The sequence below is a fragment of the Pseudomonas sp. s4 genome, assembly GCF_046764235.1.
GTDB lineage: Bacteria > Pseudomonadota > Gammaproteobacteria > Pseudomonadales > Pseudomonadaceae > Aquipseudomonas > Aquipseudomonas asiatica.
The window spans coordinates 4,795,807-4,820,360 of the sequence record NZ_CP177209.1; the positions used below are offsets into that span (position 1 = coordinate 4,795,807).

Annotated in this window: 23 protein-coding genes and 1 pseudogene; 8 read left to right on the top strand and 16 right to left on the bottom strand. The window is 61.9% G+C overall.

Annotated elements, in window-relative coordinates; translation table 11 throughout:
* Nucleotides 1-74: 74 nt before the first annotated feature.
* Together ACK56M_RS22175 and ACK56M_RS22180 are read left to right on the top strand one after the other, a co-directional pair.
* Entirely contained in the window at nt 75-1,652 is a 1,578-nt protein-coding gene (locus ACK56M_RS22175) for an aldehyde dehydrogenase (NADP(+)) (protein WP_015271367.1), read from the top strand.
* Nucleotides 1,653-1,654: 2 nt separating this feature from the next.
* The gene (locus ACK56M_RS22180) at nt 1,655-2,902 is read left to right on the top strand and encodes an NAD(P)/FAD-dependent oxidoreductase (RefSeq protein WP_411959056.1); all 1,248 of its coding nucleotides are present in this window, start codon (nt 1,655-1,657) and stop codon (nt 2,900-2,902) included.
* Nucleotides 2,903-3,019: 117 nt separating this feature from the next.
* Here ACK56M_RS22180 and xenA read toward each other — a convergent pair whose 3' ends face one another.
* Nucleotides 3,020-4,111, bottom strand: coding sequence for a xenobiotic reductase XenA (gene xenA, locus ACK56M_RS22185; RefSeq protein WP_015271369.1), 1,092 nt, complete (start codon nt 4,109-4,111; stop codon nt 3,020-3,022).
* Nucleotides 4,112-4,161: 50 nt separating this feature from the next.
* Here xenA and ACK56M_RS22190 point away from each other — a divergent pair, with 50 nt between their 5' ends.
* Nucleotides 4,162-4,497, top strand: a complete 336-nt coding sequence (locus tag ACK56M_RS22190) for an ArsR/SmtB family transcription factor (protein ID WP_003259528.1) — start codon at nt 4,162-4,164, stop codon at nt 4,495-4,497.
* Nucleotides 4,498-4,616: 119 nt separating this feature from the next.
* Here ACK56M_RS22190 and ACK56M_RS22195 read toward each other — a convergent pair whose 3' ends face one another.
* The 3 genes from ACK56M_RS22195 to mqo form a co-directional block, all read right to left on the bottom strand.
* The gene (locus tag ACK56M_RS22195; RefSeq protein WP_054573752.1) at nt 4,617-5,234 is read right to left on the bottom strand and encodes a helix-turn-helix transcriptional regulator; all 618 of its coding nucleotides are present in this window, start codon (nt 5,232-5,234) and stop codon (nt 4,617-4,619) included.
* Nucleotides 5,234-5,878 (bottom strand): hypothetical protein, encoded by a 645-nt coding sequence (locus ACK56M_RS22200; protein ID WP_411959057.1) that lies wholly within the window; start codon nt 5,876-5,878, stop codon nt 5,234-5,236. The genes ACK56M_RS22195 and ACK56M_RS22200 overlap by 1 nt, the downstream gene beginning before the upstream one ends.
* A gap of 244 nt (nt 5,879-6,122) precedes the next feature.
* The gene (gene mqo, locus ACK56M_RS22205; protein WP_085721527.1) at nt 6,123-7,760 is read right to left on the bottom strand and encodes a malate dehydrogenase (quinone); all 1,638 of its coding nucleotides are present in this window, start codon (nt 7,758-7,760) and stop codon (nt 6,123-6,125) included.
* 404 nt (nt 7,761-8,164) lie between these two features.
* On the opposite strand from mqo, the gene ACK56M_RS22210 reads away from it, so the two are divergent.
* Entirely contained in the window at nt 8,165-9,217 is a 1,053-nt protein-coding gene (locus tag ACK56M_RS22210) for a proline racemase family protein (protein ID WP_015271372.1), read from the top strand.
* A gap of 152 nt (nt 9,218-9,369) precedes the next feature.
* On the opposite strand, the gene ACK56M_RS22215 is transcribed toward ACK56M_RS22210, so the two are convergent.
* Entirely contained in the window at nt 9,370-9,561 is a 192-nt protein-coding gene (locus tag ACK56M_RS22215) for a YhfL family protein (RefSeq protein ID WP_003254720.1), read from the bottom strand.
* A 219-nt stretch (nt 9,562-9,780) separates the two neighbouring features.
* Here ACK56M_RS22215 and ACK56M_RS22220 point away from each other — a divergent pair, with 219 nt between their 5' ends.
* The 4 genes and pseudogenes from ACK56M_RS22220 to ACK56M_RS22235 all read left to right on the top strand — a co-directional run bounded on the left by ACK56M_RS22220 (nt 9,781) and on the right by ACK56M_RS22235 (nt 13,604).
* Entirely contained in the window at nt 9,781-11,235 is a 1,455-nt protein-coding gene (locus ACK56M_RS22220) for a TrkH family potassium uptake protein (RefSeq protein ID WP_411959058.1), read from the top strand.
* A gap of 161 nt (nt 11,236-11,396) precedes the next feature.
* The gene (nhaA, locus tag ACK56M_RS22225; protein WP_038410099.1) at nt 11,397-12,758 is read left to right on the top strand and encodes a Na+/H+ antiporter NhaA; all 1,362 of its coding nucleotides are present in this window, start codon (nt 11,397-11,399) and stop codon (nt 12,756-12,758) included.
* A gap of 38 nt (nt 12,759-12,796) precedes the next feature.
* Nucleotides 12,797-12,877: pseudogene (locus ACK56M_RS22230) on the top strand (chloride channel protein); the annotation flags it as partial.
* Between the two features lie 568 nt (nt 12,878-13,445).
* Nucleotides 13,446-13,604, top strand: coding sequence for a hypothetical protein (locus ACK56M_RS22235; RefSeq protein WP_162998280.1), 159 nt, complete (start codon nt 13,446-13,448; stop codon nt 13,602-13,604).
* A 57-nt stretch (nt 13,605-13,661) separates the two neighbouring features.
* On the opposite strand, the gene ACK56M_RS22240 is transcribed toward ACK56M_RS22235, so the two are convergent.
* Genes ACK56M_RS22240 through ACK56M_RS22290 form a run of 11 tightly spaced genes read right to left on the bottom strand, consistent with a single transcriptional unit; the run spans nt 13,662 to nt 24,554 of the window.
* A complete protein-coding gene (locus ACK56M_RS22240) occupies nt 13,662-13,922 on the bottom strand; it encodes a hypothetical protein (protein WP_121757742.1) in 261 nt (86 codons plus the stop codon).
* Nucleotides 13,919-14,302, bottom strand: a complete 384-nt coding sequence (locus ACK56M_RS22245; RefSeq protein ID WP_121757743.1) for a hypothetical protein — start codon at nt 14,300-14,302, stop codon at nt 13,919-13,921. The genes ACK56M_RS22240 and ACK56M_RS22245 overlap by 4 nt, the downstream gene beginning before the upstream one ends.
* Complete coding sequence (locus tag ACK56M_RS22250) at nt 14,299-14,745, bottom strand: structural protein P5 (RefSeq protein WP_411959059.1); 447 nt, start codon at nt 14,743-14,745, stop codon at nt 14,299-14,301. Before ACK56M_RS22250 ends, ACK56M_RS22245 begins: the two co-directional genes overlap by 4 nt.
* A complete protein-coding gene (locus ACK56M_RS22255) occupies nt 14,742-14,960 on the bottom strand; it encodes a hypothetical protein (RefSeq protein ID WP_411959060.1) in 219 nt (72 codons plus the stop codon). The genes ACK56M_RS22250 and ACK56M_RS22255 overlap by 4 nt, the downstream gene beginning before the upstream one ends.
* Before the next feature lie 60 nt (nt 14,961-15,020).
* Nucleotides 15,021-15,620: a tail fiber assembly protein gene (locus ACK56M_RS22260; RefSeq protein ID WP_411959061.1), complete on the bottom strand. Its 600-nt coding sequence runs from the start codon at nt 15,618-15,620 to the stop codon at nt 15,021-15,023.
* The gene (locus ACK56M_RS22265) at nt 15,620-16,198 is read right to left on the bottom strand and encodes a hypothetical protein (protein ID WP_411959062.1); all 579 of its coding nucleotides are present in this window, start codon (nt 16,196-16,198) and stop codon (nt 15,620-15,622) included. The genes ACK56M_RS22260 and ACK56M_RS22265 overlap by 1 nt, the downstream gene beginning before the upstream one ends.
* Before the next feature lie 9 nt (nt 16,199-16,207).
* Complete coding sequence (locus ACK56M_RS22270; RefSeq protein ID WP_411959063.1) at nt 16,208-17,263, bottom strand: hypothetical protein; 1,056 nt, start codon at nt 17,261-17,263, stop codon at nt 16,208-16,210.
* Entirely contained in the window at nt 17,263-22,446 is a 5,184-nt protein-coding gene (locus ACK56M_RS22275; RefSeq protein WP_411959064.1) for a phage tail protein, read from the bottom strand. Before ACK56M_RS22275 ends, ACK56M_RS22270 begins: the two co-directional genes overlap by 1 nt.
* Before the next feature lie 55 nt (nt 22,447-22,501).
* The gene (locus tag ACK56M_RS22280; RefSeq protein ID WP_232859868.1) at nt 22,502-23,098 is read right to left on the bottom strand and encodes a tail assembly protein; all 597 of its coding nucleotides are present in this window, start codon (nt 23,096-23,098) and stop codon (nt 22,502-22,504) included.
* The gene (locus tag ACK56M_RS22285) at nt 23,098-23,874 is read right to left on the bottom strand and encodes a C40 family peptidase (protein ID WP_162998281.1); all 777 of its coding nucleotides are present in this window, start codon (nt 23,872-23,874) and stop codon (nt 23,098-23,100) included. Before ACK56M_RS22285 ends, ACK56M_RS22280 begins: the two co-directional genes overlap by 1 nt.
* Nucleotides 23,871-24,554, bottom strand: coding sequence for a phage minor tail protein L (locus ACK56M_RS22290; protein WP_100413836.1), 684 nt, complete (start codon nt 24,552-24,554; stop codon nt 23,871-23,873). The genes ACK56M_RS22285 and ACK56M_RS22290 overlap by 4 nt, the downstream gene beginning before the upstream one ends.

Consider the following 24,554-nt stretch of genomic DNA (forward strand, 5'->3'; position numbering starts at 1 on the left):
TCGCCTGCTTCGCGGGTAAACCCGCTCCTACAAAGGCCGCGCTCTCTCTTGATATTGATTCCAAAGGAGGCTCCATGACCCTCACAGGCAACCTGCTGATCGGCCAGACGCCGGTAACCGGCAGCCGCGAAGCCATCCGTGGCATCGACCCGGCCACCGGCCAGACACTGGAACCGGCCTACCTCGGCGGCACCGGCGAACACGTGGCCCAGGCCTGCGCCCTGGCCTGGGCGGCGTTCGACGCCTACCGCGAAACCTCGCTCGAGCAACGGGCACAATTCCTCGAAACCATCGCCACGCAGATCGAAGCGCTGGGTGATGCCCTGATCGATCGCGCCGTGGCCGAAAGCGGCCTGCCAAAGGCGCGCATCCAGGGCGAACGTGGCCGCACCTGCACCCAGTTGCGCACCTTCGCCCGTGTGGTGCGGGCTGGCGAATGGCTGGACGTGCGGGTCGACAATGCCCTGCCTGAGCGCCAGCCCCTGCCGCGTGCCGACCTGCGCCAGCGCCAGGTGGCCCTGGGGCCAGTGGCGGTATTCGGCGCCAGCAATTTCCCATTGGCCTTCTCGGTGGCCGGTGGCGACACCGCCTCGGCCCTGGCCGCCGGTTGCCCGGTGGTGGTCAAGGCCCACGGCGCCCACCCGGGCACCAGCGAGCTGGTCGGCCAGGCAGTGGCAAAGGCCGTGAAGCAGTGCGGCTTGCCGGCCGGTGTGTTTTCGCTGTTGTACGGCTCCGGTCGTGAAGTGGGCATTGCGCTGGTCAGCGACCCGCGCATCAAGGCCGTTGGCTTTACCGGCTCGCGCAGCGGTGGCATTGCGCTGTGCCAGGCGGCCCAGGCCCGCCCCGAGCCGATCCCGGTGTACGCCGAAATGAGCTCGATCAACCCGGTGTTCCTGTTCGACACCGCCCTGCAGACCCGCGCCGAGGCACTGGCACAAGGCTTCGTCGCCTCGCTGACCCAGGGTGCCGGCCAGTTCTGCACCAACCCCGGCCTGGTGATTGCCCGCCAGGGGCCGGCGTTGCAGCGCTTCATCGACGCCGCCAGCGAACACGTGCGCAAGGCTGCGGCGCAGACCATGCTCACCCCGGGCATCTTCAGTGCCTACCAGGCCGGTGTCGGCGCCCTGGCCGCAAACGTCAATGCCCAGGCCGCCGCCAGTGGCCAGGCCGGGCAAGGCCCCAACCAGTGCCAGGCGCAGCTGTTCGTGACCCAGGCCGAAGCGTTCCTCGCCGACCCGGCTTTGCAGGCCGAAGTCTTCGGCGCGGCGTCGCTGGTGGTGGCCTGCGCCAACGATGAGCAAGTGCGCCAGGTGGCCGAGCATCTGGAAGGCCAACTGACCGCCACCCTGCAACTGGACGATGCCGACATCGACAGCGCCCGCGCCCTGCTGCCGACCCTTGAGCGCAAGGCCGGCCGCATCCTGGTCAATGGCTGGCCGACCGGTGTAGAGGTATGCGACGCGATGGTCCACGGCGGGCCGTTCCCGGCCACCTCCGATGCCCGCACCACTTCGGTGGGCACGGCGGCGATCCTGCGCTTCCTGCGCCCGGTGTGCTACCAGGACTTCCCCGATGCCCTGCTGCCGCAGGCACTGAAACACGGCAACCCGCTGCAGCTTCGGCGCCTGCTCGACGGTAAACGGGAAGGCTGAGCATGGTCGAATCCGCTGAAACCGATATCGCCGTGGTCGGCGCCGGCATTGTCGGCGTCGCCTGTGCCCTGCAACTGGCCCGCAAAGGCCGCCGGGTAACCCTGGTCGACCGCCAGGCACCCGGTCGAGGCGCGTCCTACGGCAACGCCGGGCACCTGGCCACCGAGCAGGTATTCCCGATTGCCGACCTGTCGATTCTCAAACGCCTGCCGCGCATGTTGCTGGACCCGATGGGCCCGTTGCGCCTGGACTGGAAGTACCTGCCCAAGGCCATGCCGTGGTTCATCCGCCTGTTGCTCAACCTGCGCCCTGGCCCGTTCCAGCGCAGCGTGGCCGGCATCCGCTCGTTGAACGAAGGCAGCCTGGGTGCCTGGCAGCGGCTGCTAGGCTCGATCGGGCGCGGCGAACTGTTTCAGGAAGATGGCTCGCTGCTGGTGTTCGAGCGGCCGGAGTCGCGCCAGGCCCTGGAGGCCTTGCGGACGCGCATGCAACAGCAAGCGGTGGCGGTGGACTTCTGGTCGGCCGACACTGTGCGCGAGGCGGCGCCGCAACTGAGCCCGTCGTTGCTGGGAGGGCTGTTCTTCCCGCGTACCGGACACTTCATCGACCCCTACCGGGTGGTGTGCGAACTGTTCGAAGCGGCCAAGGCCAATGGCGTGCGTTTTGTCCAGGCACAAGTCGATGGCGGGCGGCTGCACAGCGGCGGGGTCAGCCTGGCCAGCGATCAGGGCACGCTCGATGCCCGCCAGGTGCTGATCAGTTGTGGTGCGCATTCCGCGCGGTTGACCGCCGCACTGACCGGCAAGCGGGTGCCACTGGACACCGAGCGCGGCTACCACCTGATGTTGCCTGGCGAGCATCAGCGTTTGCCGTTTGCAGTCACATCGCTGGAGCGCAAGTTCATCATGACGCCCATGGCCGAGGGCCTGCGCCTGGCCGGCACGGTGGAGTTCGCCGGGCTGGACGCGCCGCCGAGCATGCAGCGGGCTTGGCAGTTGCACCGCTTGAGCAAGGGGTTGTTCCGGAGGGACCTGAGTGTTGAGGGAGCGACGCCGTGGATGGGCTTCCGGCCTTCGTTGCCAGATTCGTTACCGGTGATCGACCGGGTGTGTGATGAGCGGGTGCTGTTGGCGTTCGGGCATCAGCACCTGGGTTTGACCCAGGCGGCGGTGACAGCGGAATGGGTGGGGCGGTTGGCCGAGCGGGCCGGTGGACCGGAGATGGGGGCTTACCGGTTGGATCGGTTCTAGATTCGGGGGCCGCTGTGCGGCCCTTTCGCGACACAAGGCCGCTCCTACAGGGGACCGCGTACGCTTGTAGGAGCGGCCTTGTGTCGCGAAAGGGCTGCGCAGCAGCCCCGGTATCACTCAGCGATAACGCTCGAGCCAGTGCGCATACGGTGCAGGCAAGGTCCAGGAGGCTTTCTCCACCCCCAACTCCTTGGCCGCAAAGTAAGCCCAGTGCGGGTCTGCCAGGTGCGCACGCCCTACCGATACCAGGTCCAGCTGATTGGCTTGCAGCGCTGCTTCCGCCAGTTGCGGCGTACCAAAACCCCACGCCGAGGTCACCGGCAGCTTCGCCTCACGGCGCACGCGCTCGGCAATCGGCCCCATGAACGCCGGGCCCCACGGGATATTGGTGTCGGGAATGGTGAAGCCGACACTCACGCTCAGCAGGTCGAGGCCGCCAGCCTTGAAACGGCGCGCCAGTTCGATCGACTCTTCCAGCGTCTGCTCATCCCGGCCGTCGTACTCCAGCACACCAAAACGCGCGGTCAGGGGCAGGTTCTCTGGCCATACCTCACGTACCGCTGCCAGGGTTTCCAGCAGGAAGCGGCTGCGGTTGTCGAAGCTGCCACCGTAGGCGTCGGTACGCTTGTTGGAGTGCTCGGAGAAGAAACTCTGGCCCAGGTAACCATGGGCAAAGTGCAGCTCGATCCACTCGAAACCGGCATCGCGCGCACGGCGGGCGGCATCGACGAAGTCCTGTTTGACCCGGGCAATGTCGTCCAGGGTCATCTCGCGCGGCACTTGTGGCAGGTGCGCGCCGAAGGCGATGGCGGACGGGGCAATGGTTTCCCAGCCGCGGGCGTCGTCGGCGGCAATGTGGTCGTCACCTTCCCACGGGCGGTTGGCGCTGGCCTTGCGCCCGGCGTGGGCAATCTGGATACCTGGCACGGAACCGGCGGCCTTGATTGCCTGCACCACCGGCACGAAAGCCTGGGCGTGGGCATCGCTCCAGATGCCGGCGCAACCGGGGGTGATGCGCCCTTCCGGTGCCACGGCAGTGGCCTCGACCACCAGCAGGCCGGCACCACCACGGGCCAGGCCGGCCAGGTGCACGTGGTGCCAGTCGTTGATCATGCCGTCCTCGGCCATGTATTGGCACATCGGTGGAATGGCAATGCGGTTGCGCAGGGTGACGTCCTTGAGGGTATACGGTTCGAACAAAGCGGACATGGGCAAGCTCCCGGGCTATCTGATTACGATAGTTCGATCATAATCGAACTATGGCAATTAATGATAGCCCCGTTATCATGACGACCATGCGAGCCTATCAACATCCCAATTCTGAAGACCTCACCCTGGAACGCCTGCTCTATGCCCTGAGCGACCCGGTGCGCCTGGGTATCGTGCGCCACCTGGCGGGCGTGGCCGAAGCCAGCTGTGGCGAGCTGGACGGCGGCCGGCCGAAGTCGAGCATGTCCCACCATTTTCGCGTGCTGCGTGATGCAGGGTTGGTGCATACCCGCAATGTGGGGACTACCCACATGAATTCGTTGCGTAGCGAGATGCTGGGGGAGCGGTTTCCCGGGCTGCTGGACTGCATTCTGCGGCAGCAGTGATTTTCCTGTGCCGGCCTCTTCGCGGGTAAACCCGCTCCTACAGGATAATCACTGTCTTCAAGACCTGTGCGGTTTCTGTGGGAGCGGGTTTACCCGCGAAAGGGCCAGAACAGGCAAAATCAATCTTCTTTCTTGCCCAGGGCAAACCGGCATACCTGCCCTCCCCTGAGCATGCACTCCTCATGGCTCACCTCGGCCCCACCCAAGGCCCCGATCAGCGCCAGGTCCAGCTCGCACACCACCGGGTGCGCCTTGGCCAGGTGATGGAACACGCAATTGTGCGCAACGATCTGCGGCTCGCCCCCCGAGCGGAAGAACACCTGTGCCTCGTACCCGGCATTGTTCATGTGCTCGACGATGCGTGCCTCATCCACCACTTGGTGCTCCAGGTCCGCCGCCAGCTTGCGCCCCAGCTGGCGCATCAGCGCCAGCAACGCCTCCTGCCCCAGCAAGCCGGCCACTTCCGCAATCAGCAGGTTGGCCAGCAACGGGTACTGCCGCGGGAACAGTTCGCGGGCCTGTTCGGTCAGCTCGTGCAGCTGCTCCGGGCGTCGCCCGGTGGGCCGGGTAGCGCCACGCTTGACCAGGCCGTCGCGCTCCAGCGCTGCCAGGTGCTGGCGCACCGCCGTGCGGGTGATTGTCAGGGCCTGCGCCAGGTCGTCGATGCTCATGCCGGCCGGCTGGAGCAGCAACGCATGGAGCAGGTCCTGTTGGGTACGGCCCAGGCCTTCGAGCATCAGAATTTTTCCGGGAACTGCTTGACCAACGCCGCAGCCAGAGCGTCGGAAAGGGTCAGGATATGCTCGCGCATCATCGCCCAGGTGCGCGCCTCGCCTACGTAGTCAGCGGCCGCCAACTGGTCGATCTGGGCCACGTGGTGCCCACCGTGGGCGCTGAGCAGCGTCAGCAGGGTCGGCTCGGGCAGGTTCGGGTTGGCCTTGGCCAGAAACGCGGCGATGGCCTTGGCATTGCTGTTCAGCTCGTTGACCGCGGCTTGCTGGCCTTTTTTGTCCTTGGCCACGGTGGCGTCGCTGTAGTGCTTTATGGCGCCCCAGTGGCCGGCCAGCAGCTTCAGCAACTGATCGGCGGCAGGCTGGCCGTACAGCGGGGCAATACTGTTGGCGATCCTGGTGGCGTCGGTGACCACTTCCTTGGCAGCGACTTCGGCCTCCTTGGCATTGCCGGCTTGATTGGCCACGGCATAGTTGCGCACCCAGAAGATGTGCTCGACCCACAGGTCGCGCAGGGCCATGCGTGTGGTCATTGCAGCAGATTCGGCAGGTTTGGCGGCAGGGGTTTCGCTGGAGTAGGAGTAGCTTTGGCTCCATGCCGGCTGGGCGCACAGGGCTAGCAGCAGTAAGGCGGCAATCTTGATGTTCATGACGGCACCCTCCTGGAGGGGATCGACTGACAAGATTAATTTAAGCATCAAAATATGTTTTTATTGGGGCTGAGCTGGGTTTCCGATCAGTGGTTTCCTGAGCTGGCCCCTTCGCAGCACAAGGCTGCTCCTACAGATACGGCGCCGTGCCTGTAGGAGCAGCCTTGTGCTGCGAAGGGGCCGGACACAGGAAACAAAAAAGCCACGAGGTCTCCCCCGTGGCTTCTGTCACAACAATGGCCGATTACAGTGCCATGTCATTCTCAGGCTTGCTTTCAACCGGCTGGCTAGGTGCAACCGTAGTGCCGACGCTCTCGTCGATCACCGGTGGTTTCTCCAGCTGCAGCACTTCAGCGGTGTAGTTCCACTCTTTCTGGGTGGCCGCCGCCGAGTCGTTCAGCTTGGTGCCGTAGCTTGGCACGATCTGCTTGATCTTGGCCTGCCACTCTGGGGTAGCGACCTTCTCCTTGAACACGGTTTCCAGCACGTTCAGCATGATCGGTGCAGCAGTCGAAGCACCTGGCGATGCACCCAGCAGGCCGGCAATGGTGCGGTCTTGCGAAGCGACCACCTCGGTGCCCAGCTTCAGCACGCCACCCTTCTCGGCATCACGCTTGATGATCTGCACGCGCTGGCCGGCCTGCCACAAGCGCCAGTCTTCCTTCTTGGCGTTCGGGAAGTAGGTACGCAGGGCTTCGAAGCGGTCGTCGTCAGACAGCATCAACTGGCCAGCGAGGTATTCCACCAGCGGGTACTGATCGATGCCGACCTTGGTCATCGGCCACACGTTGTGGGTGGTGGTGCTGCTCAGCAGGTCCAGGTACGAGCCGTTCTTCAGGAACTTGGTCGAGAAGGTGGCAAATGGGCCAAACAGGATCACGCGCTTGCCATCCAGCACGCGGGTGTCCAGGTGCGGAACCGACATGGGTGGCGCACCGGTCGAGGCGATGCCGTAGGCCTTGGCCATGTGCTGCATGGCCACGGTCGGGTTCTCGGTCACCAGGAACGAGCCGCCCACCGGGAAGCCTGCGTATTCCTTGGCTTCAGGAATGCCCGACTTCTGCAGCAGCTTCAGCGCGCCGCCACCAGCACCGATGAACAGGAACTTGGCGTCGGTAGCCGATTCGCTACCGTCCTTCAGGTTCTTGTACTCAACGTGCCACGAGCCGTCCTTGTTGCGGGTGATGTCCTGCACTTCGCTGGACAGCTTCAGGTCGAAGTTTTCCTGGGTTTTCAGGTGGCCGACGAACTGGCGGGTGATCTCGCCGAAGTTGACGTCCGTACCGATTGGCGTCCAGGTCACGGCCAGCTTCTGGTTCGGGTCGCGACCTTCCATCATCAGCGGGACCCACTTGGCGATCTGCGCGTGGTCCTCGGAGTACTGCATCGGGCGGAACAGCGGGCTGGCCTGCAGCGCGTCATAACGCTTTTTCAGGAACTTGATGTTGTCATCGCCCCACACGAAGCTCATGTGCGGAGTGGTGTTGATGAACGAGTGCGGGTTCTTCAGCACGCCCTGGCGGACCTGCCACGACCAGAACTGGCGGGAGATCTGGAAGGCCTCGTTGATTTCGATGGCCTTGGCGATGTTGACGTTGCCGTCCTTGTCTTCCGGGGTGTAGTTCAGCTCGGCCAGCGCGGAGTGGCCGGTACCGGCGTTGTTCCAGCCGTTGGAGCTTTCTTCGGCCACGCCATCCAGGCGTTCGACCATTTCCATCGACCAGCTTGGCTCCAGCTCGTGCAGCCACACGGCCAGGGTCGAGCTCATGATGCCGCCGCCGACCAGCAGCACATCTACTTTCTTGGTTTCTGCGGCGTGCGCTTGCATGACGCTTGCAGCGACAGCCAGACCCAGCAAGGTCTTGCCAGCTTTCTTGAACATTGATCGATTCCAGTCAGGAGAACAGAGGGCGGGCCTGTGGCTGGCCCAGGTAAAGCATGTTCTGCAGCGCAGGCTTGTTGTTGATCATTGTTCAGCAGCCAGAGAACCAGAAAACGACTCGGCCTTTTGTCGAATTGACCGACAAGGCTGAATCGTTTTTCCGATTGTAACTTAAATGCCAGCACAAACAAATTGCCGGCCCGGGAGTCAAGGTGGCGGGTTGTCTCAGGCCTGTGCGCCCGTGTGGGAGCGGGCTTGCCCGCGAAAGGGCCGGCACAGGCCTGCGCAAATGCCATTCAAAAAACCGGTCACCCGATCGGATTTATTCGACTTACAGCCCCGCCCCACCGCTTTATCCTGCGCCCCAGACCCCGCCTCAATCCGATCAGAACAGGGCCGCCCATATGTCATTCAAACGCACCATCCACGCCGTCGACACCCACGCCGGCATCCCCATGCGCGTCATCACAGGCGGCGTACCGCACATCCCCGGTGACAGCGTACACGCCAAGATGAAATGGCTCGAAACCAACGACGATCAGTTGCGCAAGCTGATGCTGCGTGAACCGCGCGGCTATCCGGCGCACTGCTGCAACATCATCGTCCCGCCAAGCCACCCCGAGGCCGACGCCGGCTACATCATCATGGAGCAGATCGAGTACCCGGTGATGTCCGGCAGCAATACCATCTCGGTGGCCACCGTGCTTTTGGAGATGGGCATGCTGCCGATGCAGGAGCCGCTCACCGAGCTGGTGCTGGAGGCCCCGGCCGGGCTGATCCGCATCAAGGCCCGATGCGAGGGCGGCAAGGTCAAGGCCGTCACCTTCCAGAACGTACCAGCGTTCGCCGCACACTTGGATGCCGAAATCGACGTACCGCACCTGGGCAAGGTGCGCGTGGACGTGGGCTGGGGCGGCATGTTCTATGTAATCGCCGACGTGCGCCAGTTCAAAGGCCTGCAACTGATCCCGCAGCACGGCGCCGAAATCGCCCGGGTATCGTCGATGATCCGCCAGGCGGCTATCGAGCAACTGCCGGTGGCACACCCCGACTACCCCGGCATCGGCATCACCATCTCGCAGCTGTCCGGCCCCAGCGAAGACCCCAACGCCGACTGGAAGAACGCGGTGACCATGACCTGCGGCGAGTTCTCGTGGGACGACCCGGCCACCTGGACCGGGGCGCTGGACCGCTCCCCGTGCGGTACCGGCACCTCGGCGAAGATGGCCACCCTGCACGCCAAGGGTGAGCTGCCATTGCTCCAGGACTTCCGCCATCAGGGCCTGCTCGGCAACATCTACACCGGCCGCCTGATCGATGAAACCAGCATCGGCGGCAACGAGGCCGTGGTACCAACCATCACCGGCAAAAGCTGGATCTACGGCCTGAACACCTTCGTGCTCGACCACGACGACCCGTTCCCCGAAGGCTTTACCATCGGTGATATCTGGGCCTGAGCCCAGGCAGCGTTCAATGCACTGGTATCCGCGAGCCGGGCCTTCTGGCAAGACCTGCATCTGAAGTGGCCACAAACAAAAACCCCCGGCCATGTACATGACCGGGGGCCTTGGATCACGCCGCAAGCGTCGCGATCAGGGTACCGCCAAGATTACTGCTGCTGAGGCAGTTTATCGATCGGGCCGCAGCCACCGATGATCTTGGAGATGGAAACCGAAGGGTGGAACAGGTAGTCGTAGGTGCAGTTTTTTGGCTGGTTGTAAACCTGGCCAGTGCAACCCGACAGCAGGGCAACACCCGAAACGACAGCAACGGCTACAGTAGCCTTGAACAGCTTTTTCATACTAAGTCCTTTAAATGAATCATCTTCGGCCATCGTCTGATGGCGGCGGGATGATACAGAACCCTGGCATTGGATCCAAGCAGCAAGGTGCACTGGCTAGTTGCACCTGTGCAACAATCGAGTGGCTCTGTATGAACTGTCCTAAGACATTACGGCTTTTTACTCGACATTGCTGTACGGCAGGCAATACTGCCGGCATTGTCCGCACGAGCTCAACTAATGCCGCTTCCAGCGTTGCGCTTCATAGCCTTCATTATTGGTGTATTCCTGATCACCTTGGCCGTCAGCATGGTAATCCCGATGCTGACACTGCTGCTGTACGACCGCAGCGATGATCTCGGCGCTTTCGTCTGGTCAAGCCTTATCGTGCTCTGCGCAGGCCTGGTCATGGTGGCCCGAGGCGCTCCCGGCGCACCGCAACTGCGCGCCAGGGACATGTACCTGCTCACAACGGCAAGCTGGGTCATCGTTTGCGCATTTGCGGCCTTGCCGATGGTGTTCATCCGGCACATCAGTTACACGGACGCGTTCTTCGAAACCATGTCAGGGATCACCACCACCGGCTCGACGGTACTAACCGGGCTGGACAATGCATCGCCCGGGTTGCTTGTCTGGCGGTCTTTGCTGCACTGGCTGGGAGGCATCGGCTTTATCGGCATGGCTGTCGCGATCCTGCCCCTGCTGCGCGTAGGTGGCATGCGCCTGTTCCAGACCGAATCTTCGGATTGGTCAGACAAAGTGACACCCCGCTCGCATGTTGCGGCCAAGATGATCCTGATCATCTATGTGGGCCTGACAGTCTTGGGAACATGGGCGTTGTGGGCTGCCGGCATGACCCCGTTCGAAGCCATCAATCATTCGATGGCACTGATTTCAACCGGTGTTTTCCCTACCTCCGATGCCTCGCTGGGCCACTGGGTGCAGCCTGCGGTGCATTGGGTAGCCGTTGTCATCATGATCCTCGGCAGCCTCCCTTTCACCCTGTATGTGGCCACGCTGCGTGGCCATCGGCGCATCCTGCTCGATGACCATCAAGTCCGCGGTTTCATTGGCTTTCTCGTCTTCATCTGGCTCACGGTCGGAACCTGGCTCTGCTTGCACAGCGATCTGTCATGGTGGGATGCGTTCCGTATCGTGGCGGTCAACGTCACCTCCGTGGTGACCACCACGGGCATTGCCGTGGGCGACTACACGCTCTGGGGCAGCTTCGCCATCATGCTGTTCTTTTACCTGACGTTCGTCGGTGGCTGCTCGGGGTCTACCGCTGGAGGCCTGAAGATATTCCGTTTCCAGGTGGCCGCGGCCTTGCTTGTCAGCAGCCTGAAACAGTTGATCCATCCAAGGGCAACAATCTCGAAGAAATACAATGGGCACCCGATCGATGAAGAGATCGTGCGCTCACTGCTGACGTTTTCGTTCTTCTTCTCAGTCACCATCGCGGTCATCGCCCTTGGCCTCTCGCTGCTAGGGCTCGACTGGACAACGGCATTGAGCGGGGCCGCTACCGCCGTGTGCAACGTCGGCCCGGGGCTGGGAGCGCTTATCGGTCCTGCAGGTAATTTCGCCTCGTTATCGGACGCTGCCAAATGGCTGCTGACTGTCGGCATGCTGCTTGGACGGCTCGAAATCCTGACCGTACTGGTACTCGTCTCTCCAGCTTTCTGGCGATTCTAGGCCAGAGGTTACCCGCCCATCTTCGCGCTCATTCACGGTCACGTCATAGCCTTGAGTAGCGGTTGTTCGGTAGACTACCGAACGGGTGCCAGCTGCACGGTGCAGTGGGGCAGGTTAAAGAACAGCGCAGGTCGGGCCGCCATGCGGGAGTACTTGCGCCTATGCAAAAAAAGGAATTGTCTCGCGCCCAGGAATTGGCCGAGCGTGCCTTCGCCAACCTTGAACGCTTTCTGCACATTGAAGCGGTCAGCGGCATCGTTCTACTGGTTGCAGCTATTGCTGCGCTTATCTGGGCCAACTCCCCGGCTGCCGAAAGCTACGACGCCCTTTGGCACACACCGTTGACGATCGGCGTGGGTTCGCTGATCTATTCACAGTCGCTGCATTTCTGGATCAATGATGGCTTGATGACCATCTTCTTCCTTGTCGTGGGCATGGAGATCCGTCGCGAGATCCACGAGGGCGCACTGTCCAGCCTTCGGCAGGCCATGCTGCCCATGGCAGCCGCCATTGGCGGTGTAGCCGTACCCGCGCTCTTCTACCTGGGTTTTGGTCACGCTGCGGCGGAACAACAAGGCTGGGCCGTACCGACGGCTACGGATATCGCCTTTGCGGTAGGTGTCCTGGCGCTGCTCGGCAAGTCGATCCCGTCCAACGTCCGCGTGTTTCTGCTGGCCCTGGCCATCATCGATGACATCATCGCAGTACTGATTATCGCGTTCTTCTACTCGGGCGGCCTCGATTACAGCGGTTTCGGGGTTGCGCTGATCGGCCTGCTGATGGTGATCGGGCTGCAGAAGATCGGAGTGGGTTCGGCCTACGCGTACATCATTCCCGGCTTTGTCACCTGGCTGGGCATCCTGTTGACCGGAGCCCACCCCACCCTCGCAGGCGTTGTGCTGGGCCTGATGACGCCAGTGGTCGCAATGCCGATGCGCGAGCGACCACTGGATGCAATCAGCCGATTCACCGGAGAGCTGCTGGGACGCGCCAGGGCGCCCGAGCGCGATGCCAGCGACCTCATGGACCCGTTGAAGCGCCTGCGCCTGGCCCAGCGCGAACTGGTGCCGCCAGTGGTGCGCATGCAAGGCACCCTGCACCCTTGGGTAGCCTTCGGCATCATGCCGGTGTTTGCCTTGGCCAATGCCGGGGTAAATCTTTCGGGTGTCGATTTGTCAGCCGAGGCCCCGCAGTGGGTGATGATCGCCGTCGCTGTCGCTCTGGTAGTTGGCAAACCCTTGGGCATCGTCAGCGTCAGTTGGCTGATGGTCCGCTTGGGCTGGTGCGCGCTTCCCGCCGAGGTGAGCTGGCGCAGCATCACCTTGGTCGGGCTGCTGGCCGGCATCGGTTTCACCATGTCGATCTTCATTGCCAATCTCGCCTTCGTCGATCCTGGCGCGCTGGGGGCGGCGAAACTTGGCGTGCTTTCGGCATCGGTGATTGCAGCATTGCTTGGCCTGGCCTGGGGTGCATACAGCATCCGTAAAGCATCTGCCATGACCAAAGCAAGTTCGATGACCTAGAAAATCTGACTGGCGACCCACTTCTATCACGCAAGTGGGGTTCGATACTTGCCGGGGGCGCAGCGGGCATTGCGGCGGCCTTAAACGCGCCTCTGGCCGGTATGGTGTTTGCCATTGAGTAACCAAGCCGCACGTTCGAGCAACGCCGGTGCTCTTTGCCGAAAGCTGTGCCGGACACGGCCTCGCATGTTCAATTTCTGCCCTGAATTTGCCCTAACCCAATGGCCAGAAACGACAAAACCCCCGAAAACTTTAACGTTTTCGGGGGCTTTGTTTACTTCGTGTATGGCGGAGAGATAGGGATTTGAACCCTAGGTACTGTTGCCAGTACAACGGATTTCGAATCCGTTTTCGATCTCATATTTTTTTGAGCGATTTTTGTAAAACCCAATAAAATCAACCACTTCAACACAGCACGACACAGCAGGACTCCACACAATTGGGGGTATCAATTCCCCCATAATTCCCCCAGAGCCAGCCAGGCAAAACGCCACTAGACGGCACCACGTATCTTGGGCATGATGCGCCACATCTCGACGCCCTCGGCATTCACCGGCGGCGCCCTTGAACCGGTTGGGTGCCGTGCCCTGTGTCTGGTAAACACAAAGATAGCGGCGCAGTCTGAGCCAGCCACCTCCCTACCAACCGCTGTAAGGGACTGGGGTGGCAGTTCTGGGAGGAAATACGATGAGTATTGCCGATCTGAACGGTTCAGAGGCTCTCGCCCAGCGCATTTATGCGTTCGGTGCAGCAGCAGCGGCACTCTGTGCTGCTGGTGTCGGTCCAGTAACCGCTACAGTACTGGTGCTCTGTGCTAGCTTCGTGCTGGCCAAAGTAAGAGCCTAAGGCTGGAGCCACACCCCCTGCTGGCGGGCAGGGGGTGGCTCATCTTACCGCGCTCCATCAACGACAGCTATCGGCTGCCGCTTCCAGCTCCCTCTCGTACCCGATCCTCTGCCTCCTCTCAGCTAGGAGCGCCCGGACCTTCACTTCCAAGCTATCACTCTTGCGCAGGCCGGCGGCGGCCCATGGCGGTACCGCAACCTCCGGCGCCAGACACGGCACCTGCACCGGCACCTCGATGCGCACGTACTGCACCTGCGGTTCAACCCGGCCGCCGCACCCAGCCAGCGCCAGCGCGCATACGATCAACGGCATCCTCATAAACCAAGCTCCTTGTCGATGATTGAGGTGGCGGCAGCACACTGGTCGCCACCGGTGCGCTCCTGCTGCAAGCGGTTCGCTGCTGCGTAGTCGAGGTCTGCACTGGCCTTGGCTTCGCCCACTGCCTTCTCAGCGCCGGCCTGTCGCTCATTGGCAGCAAGTGCCAAGTCACCCAGCGCCTTGCCCTGCTCTGCTGCCAGCCCGCTGAGGTTGTCCCGGGCAGCAACACAGGTCGCCGCCTGCTTATTGGCCTGATCCAGCAGCGGCCGGTAATGGCCGGACGTCAGCCAGGTGCCGCCGACACCGCCCGCACCTAATAGCAGCACTGCCCCCATCAGTACGGCGACCAAGCGGCCGCCCTCCACGGGTAGCGGCATCATGCCAAGGCCCGCCGGATACCCTCATCGATCACTCCGGCCTTGTAGGGGTTGCCACCGTTCTCGTGAACGATGATGCCCACCACCGCCTCGCGCAGCACCTGCGGCCTGGAGATGTCGATGGAGTCGCGCACGCCAACACCCAGGCGCTTGGCGATGGCCTGGGCGTAGGCCTGGGTATTGTTCTCGCTGGACGGCGCCCAGCGGCTGATGAATTCCAGCGGGGTGTCGATGCCAGGCCGGCCGACGCCGGGCATACCGTCCTTGCCCCGGTAGTTCAGCAGCAGCTTGCCCAAGGCCCGGATGCCATTCTCTGCTTGGTCGAAGCGGGCAAAGCGTGGCTTGGCAACGCCCTCCTCCAGGCCGAGCTGGCCCTGCCAAGCATTACGCGGGTTGAAATCGATGTTGCCGGGGTTGTTATTGCGCACACCGCGGGGAGTAGTCATTCAGTGACCTCCTGTACTGGTTGACCTGCAGCTTCCTCCACGGACACGGTCACCTGCGCCCAGTAGCGCTTGAGCACCTGGGCAGTACGGACGATTGCAGCCGGCTGCTCCTCCAGCAGTTTGCGGGCCGCGGCATCCGCTTCCTGTTCCGTGGCGTATTCGATCTGGTGGATGGGATCGAAGTTGTTACTGTTGTTGATGACGATGAACGGCATGGGTTTTCTCCAGGCAAAAAAATACCGCCAGGTGGCGGTTGGGTGAGCTGCAGTGTTTGGTCAGGCCGGCAATGCGGGCCAATCGATCTCGTCGGGGTAGCCGGCCTGCTCAGGCAACCGGCTCAGGGCAATTCGGTACCGCTTCCAGGCCTTGAGCGTCTCGGCTTCTTCTGCGGTGGCGTCCTCCAGATCAACAGCATCCTGCAGCGGCGCGATAGCCGCGTCTGCCACCATCCGCCGCTGAGCAACTTCAGCGATGGCGACATCGCGCTTTTGCTGAATCGCTGCTTGGGCCTGATCCTCGGCAGTCACCACCTGCCCCCAATCAATGGCTGCATAGCCTCGGCTCGGCGATGGCAGCAGGGCGTCAGGGATTGGCAGCGCGACCTTGCCATTTGCCGGGTCGGCAATGTCAGCCGGGAAACGGGCAGCCTCTGGGGCGTCGGGCCCATGTGGCAGGCTCAGGCTGAACGTCAGCTGACCATTGATCCGAGCAACTTGATCGATGATCCATTCGCAACCCGTTGCAGCGGCAGGAATGGTCGCGCCGTCAGGGAGCGGCGAGAGGTCCAGGGTCAGCCCGTTGATAGTGAGGCTGTCGCCTTGCTTGTACACGGTCAGCTCCAAGTCAGAGCGGACAGGAGAAAGCTTGATGATCATCAATACCACCGTCCTATAGCGATATATTCAATTACCAGGGTGCGGGATCCCGCGGTGGGCGCGATGCTGTACAGCGTCTTTGAGGCTGAGGCCGTTGCAGCCGCAGCTTCGGTCATCATCACCGTGCCTCCAGAGACAGAGCGCAAGCTCATCTCACAGATTGGAACCGCCGAGAATGCTATCGGGAAAGGTCTCGCCCCCGTGATCGCTGAGTAGTACAGCGGCCCAATCAAGCTGGGGTGATCAACAGCTCCAACGTTAACCGAGTGCCAGCAAATTTGCGTGCCATCCGCGTATCTGACGTAGTTGCCATTGGAGTTAGATCCCCGCTCAATGACGGCACCACTGGGCACGCCTCCCGCCTGGCCGACCGCCCCTACAATGTTCGATTTTGCATACCCCCCAGCTGCAGTGATAGCCGCCGCCAAGCTAGCTGGCAGCCCGGCAGCGTTGGCAGATCCCGCAAGGAAGTTGTACAGCTCATCGAAGTTTGCGATTGCCTTCAGCCAGGCGCTCCGGCGGTCGTCTCCACCGGCGCCGCTAGGAGCCGTTCCGAGGTTAATTACTTGTTTTGCCATGTCGCTTCCTTAAATAGGCTTCATTGGGCGAGACGCGAATAGCGTTCGACCATTCACGCTCAGCGGGTTAACGCCATCGAAATTCTCGCAATACATTTGGAGCACATCACGCCTACCAGGAAGGAAGCCGCCATAATTTGCCCGAATAGGCTGAGTGGTTTGACCAATGCTGGTGCAGGAGAACAGCGCATTGGCCAGGACATAGTCGCTGTAATTTCCCGTCCACCCCATCTGGGCTGACGAGGCGTAGTAGCTCACCCCGGTAATGGGCGCGCCAGCGTTGACGAACGAATTGTTCGCTGGCTGACTGTTCAGCAATGCAAGATTGGCTGTCGTTACGAACGTGCGATTACCAGAGGCATCACGAACAGAGGCGCCGTACATATCGACTGCGGTGTTTGGCGTCATGTAGCTCGCACAGAACCACTTGATCATCATCGGGTAAAGCGCAGTGTCGCCGTGCGCCGCCTGATTGTTGTATGCCTTGATGCGGAAGCCAGTCCAATTGCCCGGCGCCCCTGTCATAAAGAAGTTGCCAACCATCATGTAATTTTCGGCATTCAGGAAGATCAGCGGCCGCTCATAGGTGGTAATCGGCTGCGGAAAGGTCACAGTTCCATACTGGATCTGATTCGCACTTCCCGGCCCCTGAAAGCCGATGTTCAAGCCTCCGCTGTAGCGAACCGTCAACACCTGGTTGACTGAGTCAATCTGGGTGCGGATGCTGTTATTGGAAGCCCGGATACCATAACTGCCCGGGGCGGCGAACGGCTCACCGCCCTGCGACAAGATCATTACCTGCCAAGTCAGAGTCCCGGGCTGCCGTAGCTGCAGCTGACCCGGAGTGGCCCAGGCCGGCGGGGTGTAAGTGAGATCTGACCCGTTATACAGCGCATCAACCACCACGAACGACTGCGCCTGAATCTCGGGAATTGAGATGTACTGGTCGAACGCTCCATTGCCAGCGACCTGCATCATTTTCAGCGACCGCACCGAGGTGATGGTGGTGTCCAAGGTGATAACCCCGGACGCATCGCGCGCCCGGAGTCCATACAGGTCAGCCATCAGGTAAGTCTCCCCACTGCCGTACGCTCGGTGCCATTGGCGTCATACACATAGAGGCCTCCGTTGTTGAGCAGTGTCGAACCGTTGGCATCCTGGCCTCGCAGCGTGAACGTGCCCGCAGCGAAGTTGATTTCCAGCAGTGGCAGGCCCTGTGAGTTGAGTGCTTGAGAACGAATACTCATACCCATGATCAGCTCCTGGATGAAGGCTTGGTTGATCAATGCCGAGTTCAAGAACAGCTGACCATTCTGGAAAACGAACAGGCTTGCCTCTTGCCCGTTCAGGCCGTTGATGATCGCCACGCGGTCGGCCGACAGCAGAATCTCGCCAACGGACCCATCACTTCCTTGAATGATGCCGGTGGCCACCTTTTTGCCGCTGGCATTCGTCTCGGTTTTCCAGGAAGAAATGGCCGACACCTTGCCATCGACACCAGCTACGACTTCGCTGACCTGCTGTACAGAGGCATTGGTCTGGCCCATCTGCGCTTGGACCGTTTCGACCTGGCGCCCCATCGCAATGCCGTCCTCGACCCGGGCCGACTGCTCAGTCCAGACACCCACCAGGCCACCCGTGGCGCCTGCCAGACCGGAGCTGTCCCCTTCCATTTCCGGATTCACCTGGACATACAGCCCGTCCAGGCGACTGGCCTGCGCGGTGATCGCAGTACCCTGCTGCTTGACCGTCGTGTCCATCTGGCTGATGGCCGACGCCTGCGCGCTATTCACGCCCTCGGCGTCGCTCATGCGGTTTGTGAGGCTTAACAGCGATTGCCCTTGGCTGGTCAGCGTTGTGCCCTGCTGGGTAACCGTGCTGCTAAGCGTGCTGATTGCATCGGCGTTTGCCGCATCTGCAGCGGTGACGCGCCTCGCCACGATGTTGCACCAGAGTGTCCGCCCAGAGCCATCAGACGGCGTGATCAATGTCAGGAAGCGCCCCGCAACAGCGCCAGCTGGAGCGGTAATGCGTCCGGTGTATGTCTGGAACTGCCCCCCTGCAGTGAAGGAAAACGCTGTGAAGTAGCCAAGGCTAGCCCCCGCCTTGTCGATAAACTGCATTTGGAAGTGGCCCGCTTGGCCTGCCGTCATGTAATTCCGGAAGATATCCGCCGACACATCGAACTGCTCTCCAGCCTTTGTGAGCACGGAATAGGCGTTGCCGCAGAAGCTGTTGCTGTAGAATGTGATGGCCTTACCTGCGGAAGGATGCGCGGCAACAGCCGTGATCGTTGGATCAATACCGCCCGTGACCGGCACCCAAGGATCAAGCAGGCCATCTTCAAAACTCCCACGCCGTAGCAGATTGTCAGGTTGCTGGCCGATAGACGCCTTGATCTGAGTGATCGAGGTGCCCTGAGCGGTCAGCGTGTTGCCTTGGTTGGTGACGGTGGTTTGCAACGTCTGAAGGGCAGAGGCATCAGCTTTGGCCGCGACTTGAGCGAGCGCGCTAGCGGCAGCTGCTGCTGCATCGGTGGCCACCTTGTCGGTCACTGCAACCCAGGCGGACCCGGTCCAGCGCTTTGGCGTGTTCGCCGCCCCAGCGGTATCGATCCACAGGTTCTGCGCCAGGCGCTTGTCCGTTGCCGGCTCGGTGCTACTGTAGATCACCTCGCCTTTGCCACCGGCCTTGTCGGATGCCGCCTGGGCAGCCTGCTGCGCAGCCGTCACGTTACCGTTTGTGGTCTGCAAGCTGCTGCTCAGGCCCAGGATGGCCGAGGCATTCGCCTCATCACCACTGATTCGGGCAGTGCGTTCATCCACAACCGAGGCCACCGAAGCCGACGGTGCGATCTGGCCTACGGCAATCCAGTCGATCTCGAATACATCGGTAGCGCCGGGACTGAGCCACAGGTAGAACCTGGTGATCGTGCTGTCCGACCAGTCGCTGCCACCATTGGTCAACTGCGACATGTCCCACTCAAGCACCATGGTCTGCCCAACCGCCAACCCCGGATCCGGGATCACCTTGCGGTAGGACGTAGAGGAAGCATGATTGGCGGTAGCGTAGGTGACCTGACCAGTCCACCCAGAACCCGCGCGCCGGGTGATCCGGCAGCGGACGCGGTCGTGGTCTCTGCCCTTGACCGACACCGTTGGCGAGCTCAGATATGCAGTGCCGGTACCGTCATTTGCGGCAACCAGGCGGCCGTTTTCTACAGTGAGCGTGCAGCGTGAGCCCGTCCAGCCTTCAACCGTCGAAGCAAAGCCATAGTTGAGCGCCGAATCGAACCCGCCAGACTCGGCCCGGATTGTTGCAATTTGCGAAGCCAGGGCCGCATCCGCGTTGGTTCGCGCCGTGGTCTCGTTGCTGATTGCCGACGAGTTGGCCGCGCTGCTGGCCGCCACGGTGTCGATCCGCTGCCCCAGAGCCGTGTCCGCATTGGTGCGCGCGGTGATCTCCGACTGGATGGCAGCAGCGTTCCCCCCCGCCGATGCAGTGACGGTGTCAATGCGCTGACCCAGGGCGGCATCGGCCGATTGGCGGGTCTGCGCCTCGCTGGTGATGGCGGTGCCACGCGCTTGGGCCTCGGCCAGCAGGCCCTGAGCGCGTGCCGCCGCCTCTGCGTCGATCGCCTGGGTGCGCGCCGTCGCTTCGGCTGCAACTCGCTGAGCCACAGAACCTTCCAGTGTGGGCGGGCCCGAGATCAGTTCGATCTCTTGTCTCAGCGCGGGATACAGAGCGCCATTGCTGATCTTGTCCTTGAAGTACTCCTCGTATTCGGATTGGTTGCTGCTGGACTGTCCGTTTACGCCAACACCTGTCGGGTACCAGGGGCCGATGTTCCCGGAGCGATCCACCAAGCGTGCCCAGTAGAAGAACGACACACCCGCGGCAAGGCCATGAATTTCGTGCTCTGCCTGCGGGTAGGCGAAGTCACCCAGCTTGATAGCGTCGTCGCGGTTGGTGGTTGCGCTCTGCCAGATCTCGGTGCGCTCGGTGTCCTCGGCGCCAGCAGGAAAGCCCCAGGCGAGACCTGTGCCGTAAACCAGTGGCGTGGTAGTGAGGAATGCAACTGCGGGCGGCAGACCTTCTTTGCCCTTCAAATCGACCAGGGCGCTCATGGCGAAGACAGACGACACGTCCATCACGCTGACAGCACTCACTCTTGCCTGGTAAACCCCGGAATAGATCCCTTCGACCTCGGCGCCCAGCGTGCCTGTGCGCGGCAGGCGCAGCCAGCTGCCGTTATCCTTCCTCCACTCTACGTCGTACGCAACAGCGCCCTTCACCGCCGGCCAGGAAATCCGCATCGTGGTAACCGCAATGCCCTGCGAGACAACGCTGCGCGAGGTGATTGCGACGCTCTCTGGCGGCTCAATGACACCAGGTGGCAAGACGGTAATCGGTTGAGGGTCAACTCGCGCTCCGTGGTCAATTGCATCGAACTTGTCTGGCTCGTGTTGCACGCCGGTGATTTCCCACTGGTGCATACCTTTCGGCTCAATGGTGTTCACCCGGAAGCGCATGACGCCAAGGTCAGCGCTCTCAATCGACCAAGCGCTTTCAGGCTCTGGCAGTTCCGAGTAGTCCGCCATGACGGTGACTTGGCGCCCGGCGACCGATTTCACGATCCGTCCTTCTGCCTTCCCGCTAGGCAGGTTAACTATGAGTCGGTCCTCTGGTTGCACCTGAGCGTCGAAGTCAAGCGTGATGACCCGCGCAGTGGCGGCGGAGATACGCCCGCCGTTGGCCCGTCCAGACAGCAGCTCATCCGCGACGCCGATGATTTGGCCTGGCTCGATGTTCCGACCTTCCATGCCGGTGGTGAACCTGACGGTCCACGTCTCGTACTGTTCGGACTTCAAGGCCCATATGCCGTGCCGAATCGCTTCGCCTTCAACGGTGCAAGCGAACCGCGCCACGTCAAGCATGCGGTGACCCAGGACGCCAATCATGTCGTCGTTGGTGACGGCCGTGGGCTCGGTTTTGAACTCGTTGGCGGGGTTGTCCCAGCTGATCTTGGCTCGCGTATGACGGTCGGGAAGCGCGATTGCGCCATATTCGAACTCGCCGACAATGTTCGAACGAGTGAACACGTAGCCGTCGTCATTTCCCGGAATATCGGCGATCACGGTGACCTTCGAGCCGTTCCAGCAGCTGCTACCGCGGAAAACGCTGGCCAGGTCGGACAGCAAGGCATAGCCCTCAACTTGGTCCTGGATGTAGACGTTGGTGGTCATGCGTGGCTGCATGCCGCCCTTCCCGTCCGGCACCATTACGTCGCAGTAACGGCCGATCTCATACAGAGACCAACGGTCCACCATGTCAGCCGTGATTCGGCGGCCAAGGCCGTACCGGCGGTGCAGCAGCAGGTCGTACCAGACCCAGGCCGGATTGTTCGAATACGCCAGCTTGAACGTGCCGTCCCAGCTGCCGGTATAGGTGCGTGTGACCGGGTCGTAGTTGTTCGGCACCTTGATAATGCGGCCACGGCAAAGAAGGCTGAATTTTGGGATGTTGGAAAATTGGGAAGCATCGAATTGCAACGCAGCCAGGGCGAGATTTGGGTAGCGCAGCTTGGCGTCGATAACCTCCGTGAGCGCCTTCACCCGCATGACATCGGCGAAATTGCTGTCGTTGCGGTTTGGAGTCAGCCGGCGCACCCGCAGCACGGCGGTATTGAAGCCCTGGGGCAGATCGACGCGGTGGCTGCGCTCGTATTCGGTCGTGCCCTTGTCGTCGAGGGTGGCAGACAGTACGGTGTTGAAAGCGCCTCCGTCGACGGAAAGCTCGATGGCGTAATCGATGCGGTAGCCGACCTGGTCACCGTTGGTCTTCACCTCCCAGATCTGCGGCCACGAAAGACGCACCCGGACAGCGGACAGATCACGGTTGGTGATCGCCCGCGTCCATGCCACGTCCGATCGCAACTCAACCGGCAAGCCAGCCGATTGTTCGTATTCGGCGGCAGGAAAGCCCGCGATGTGCTCTTGATCAACCGAGCCCGAGCGAAACTCCCAGGTGGTCCCGGGAAACGCTTCGGAGCCGTCCGGAGCGATCAAGGGCGTGCCATCCAGCTTGAATGAACGCGCATCGTCGGCCGGCCCGGCAATCTCACCTTCACTGATGATGTAGAGCATCTTGGCGGTGGCGATCGACAACGCGCTATCGGGCGCCTTGTATGGCTGCCGGGGTTTGCTCTCGCCACCCTTTGCTCCGCCAATCTTCAGTGCTGAACCCATGCTTTCCTCCGAGCAATAAAAAACCGCCCGGAGGCGGTTCGTTCAAACAACTCAATCAAGTCTGGTCTTCGGCATAGATACCGGCCGAGGCCAGGGCTCCACCTACGTCGCGCTCGCCGTAAAGCAGAGGCTTGCATCGTCCTTGAGCCGTGGTAGTCACTGCGCCCCCAAATGCATAGGACGACTTGTTGCCGTCGCCCTCATCGCCCAGCAAGCCCGCTGTCGACGGAGCCATGTTCATGGCCACCCCACCCAGCATCAAGCCGGCGCCGATTGCGGCCAGCCAATACTGCTGTGTGATCGCGCCGATGACGATCAGCGCAGCGCCAGCAATTGTTGCGAACAGTCCGCCAGACTTGCTGCCGACTACGATGGGAGCGATACGGATGTCATCGGTGCGGTTCGAGCGCATCTCAAGCTCGTTTTCCGCGACGTTATGCTTACCGCGGAACACAGCGAACTCCAGGCCGCGCTCGTGCCCTAAGCGCAGAAACCGCCGGAAGCCCGGTACCATCACACACAGCGCGTGGATCGCTTCGCTGCAGGAAGCAACCGCCAGGTGGTGAATCCGACCGAAGCGGGCACCCAGCACACCATAGAGCCGGACTGATACGACGGCCGGCAAAGCCGGGGCGCCTACTTGCATGGACATCAGGTTTCCTCCGGTGCTCGTTGGTGGCGAAGAATCATCACGGTGCGCTCAGCCCACATTCCGCCATAAACGTCGCGGGAAGATTTCTTGCCGTAGCGGTGGTGCAGGAATGTCCCGGGCGCGGCATGTAGGCCGGGCACGCTCGAAAGTAAGCCATCACCCAGGTAGACGCCGGCATGGTTAGGGGCTGCCGGCATGCTGCCCCCTTGAGCGGCGATCTGCATGACGACCAGGTCGCCCTTGCGCAAATCGCCTACCCTGTAGAACCCAGCCTCCTCGCAATACCGCTCGTAGAGGCTTTCGCCATCGTTCCACCAGCCGTCGCGCCGCGGGAAGTTCGGCAGATCGATGCCCCATTCCCGGGCGTACCAGTCGCGTACCAGGGCATAGCAATCGAGGATGCCGTGGTGAAACTCACGCTCCAGTAGTGGTGCCTCATAGCCCTCAGGCTTGATAGTTGCGGTATCGCCGCCAGGCCAACCCAGGATGAACCATGGCACGCCGTGCAGCTCGCAACTGACGCGATCGGCCATGCTTGGGGTTGCCAGTGCGTTCGGGTGGCTGTGCACGATCTCGACGACTTCGCCCCGGTCCTCGGCGGCGCACTGGTCCTCTGGGTTGATGATGAAGTGCTCGCTGGGCGTCTGGGCATCATTTCGGCATGGCACATAGACGCGCCTTCCGTTCTCGCGGATAACAACACCGCAACACTCGCGCGGGAATTCGGCCTCAGCGTGTGCCTGGACCTTTTTCAGCAAAGTCTTGTTCATGGTCATACCAGGCCAGCGCCAGGGACGCCGCCAAAAGGCAGTGGATTATTTTCGCCGAAGCGCTTCTTGCAATCGCTCAACCGGCCACCGCATCGATCAAGCGCTGGATCGTCCACCGGGTTGCCGTCAGCATCGAACATCGCCGAGCCGGTGTAGTTGCAGTCGGGCCCGCGGTACTCGCCCCACAGGCACCACTCACAACGATTCATGATCAGCCCGCCTGGCAGCATCTGTCCTTTCACCGAGGTAGGCGGAGCAAGGCCAAACACAATCTCCTGCCGGCCGATACTGGTGGGCACGTTGATATAGGAAATGTTCAGACGCTCCTGATCCCCTGCGTTCGGGTTTCCTCCGGGGAAGTTGGCCGCATCCAGATACCTGGCGTAAGTCTCGCGGACAGTTACCTTGATGCCCACCAGGTGCTGAAACTGGACACACAGAGCGGTGATGACGCCGTCCAGGTTCCCAAGCTTGAGCATCGGAGTGCTGGTGTTGCCCTCGGTGCCGCGCCCGAAGCCACCGACCTCAAACGGCCGAGGCTGGTAGATCTGTCCCTTCCAAAAGATGGGGCCGTTCAATTGGTGCGCGTGGTAGCGCAGAATGCCCATGCCCCGGGCTTCGCCATCCAGTTCCAAGAGCTGGATCAGGTCGCCGGGCTCAAGCTTCTGGTCATCAGCAGTGATCAT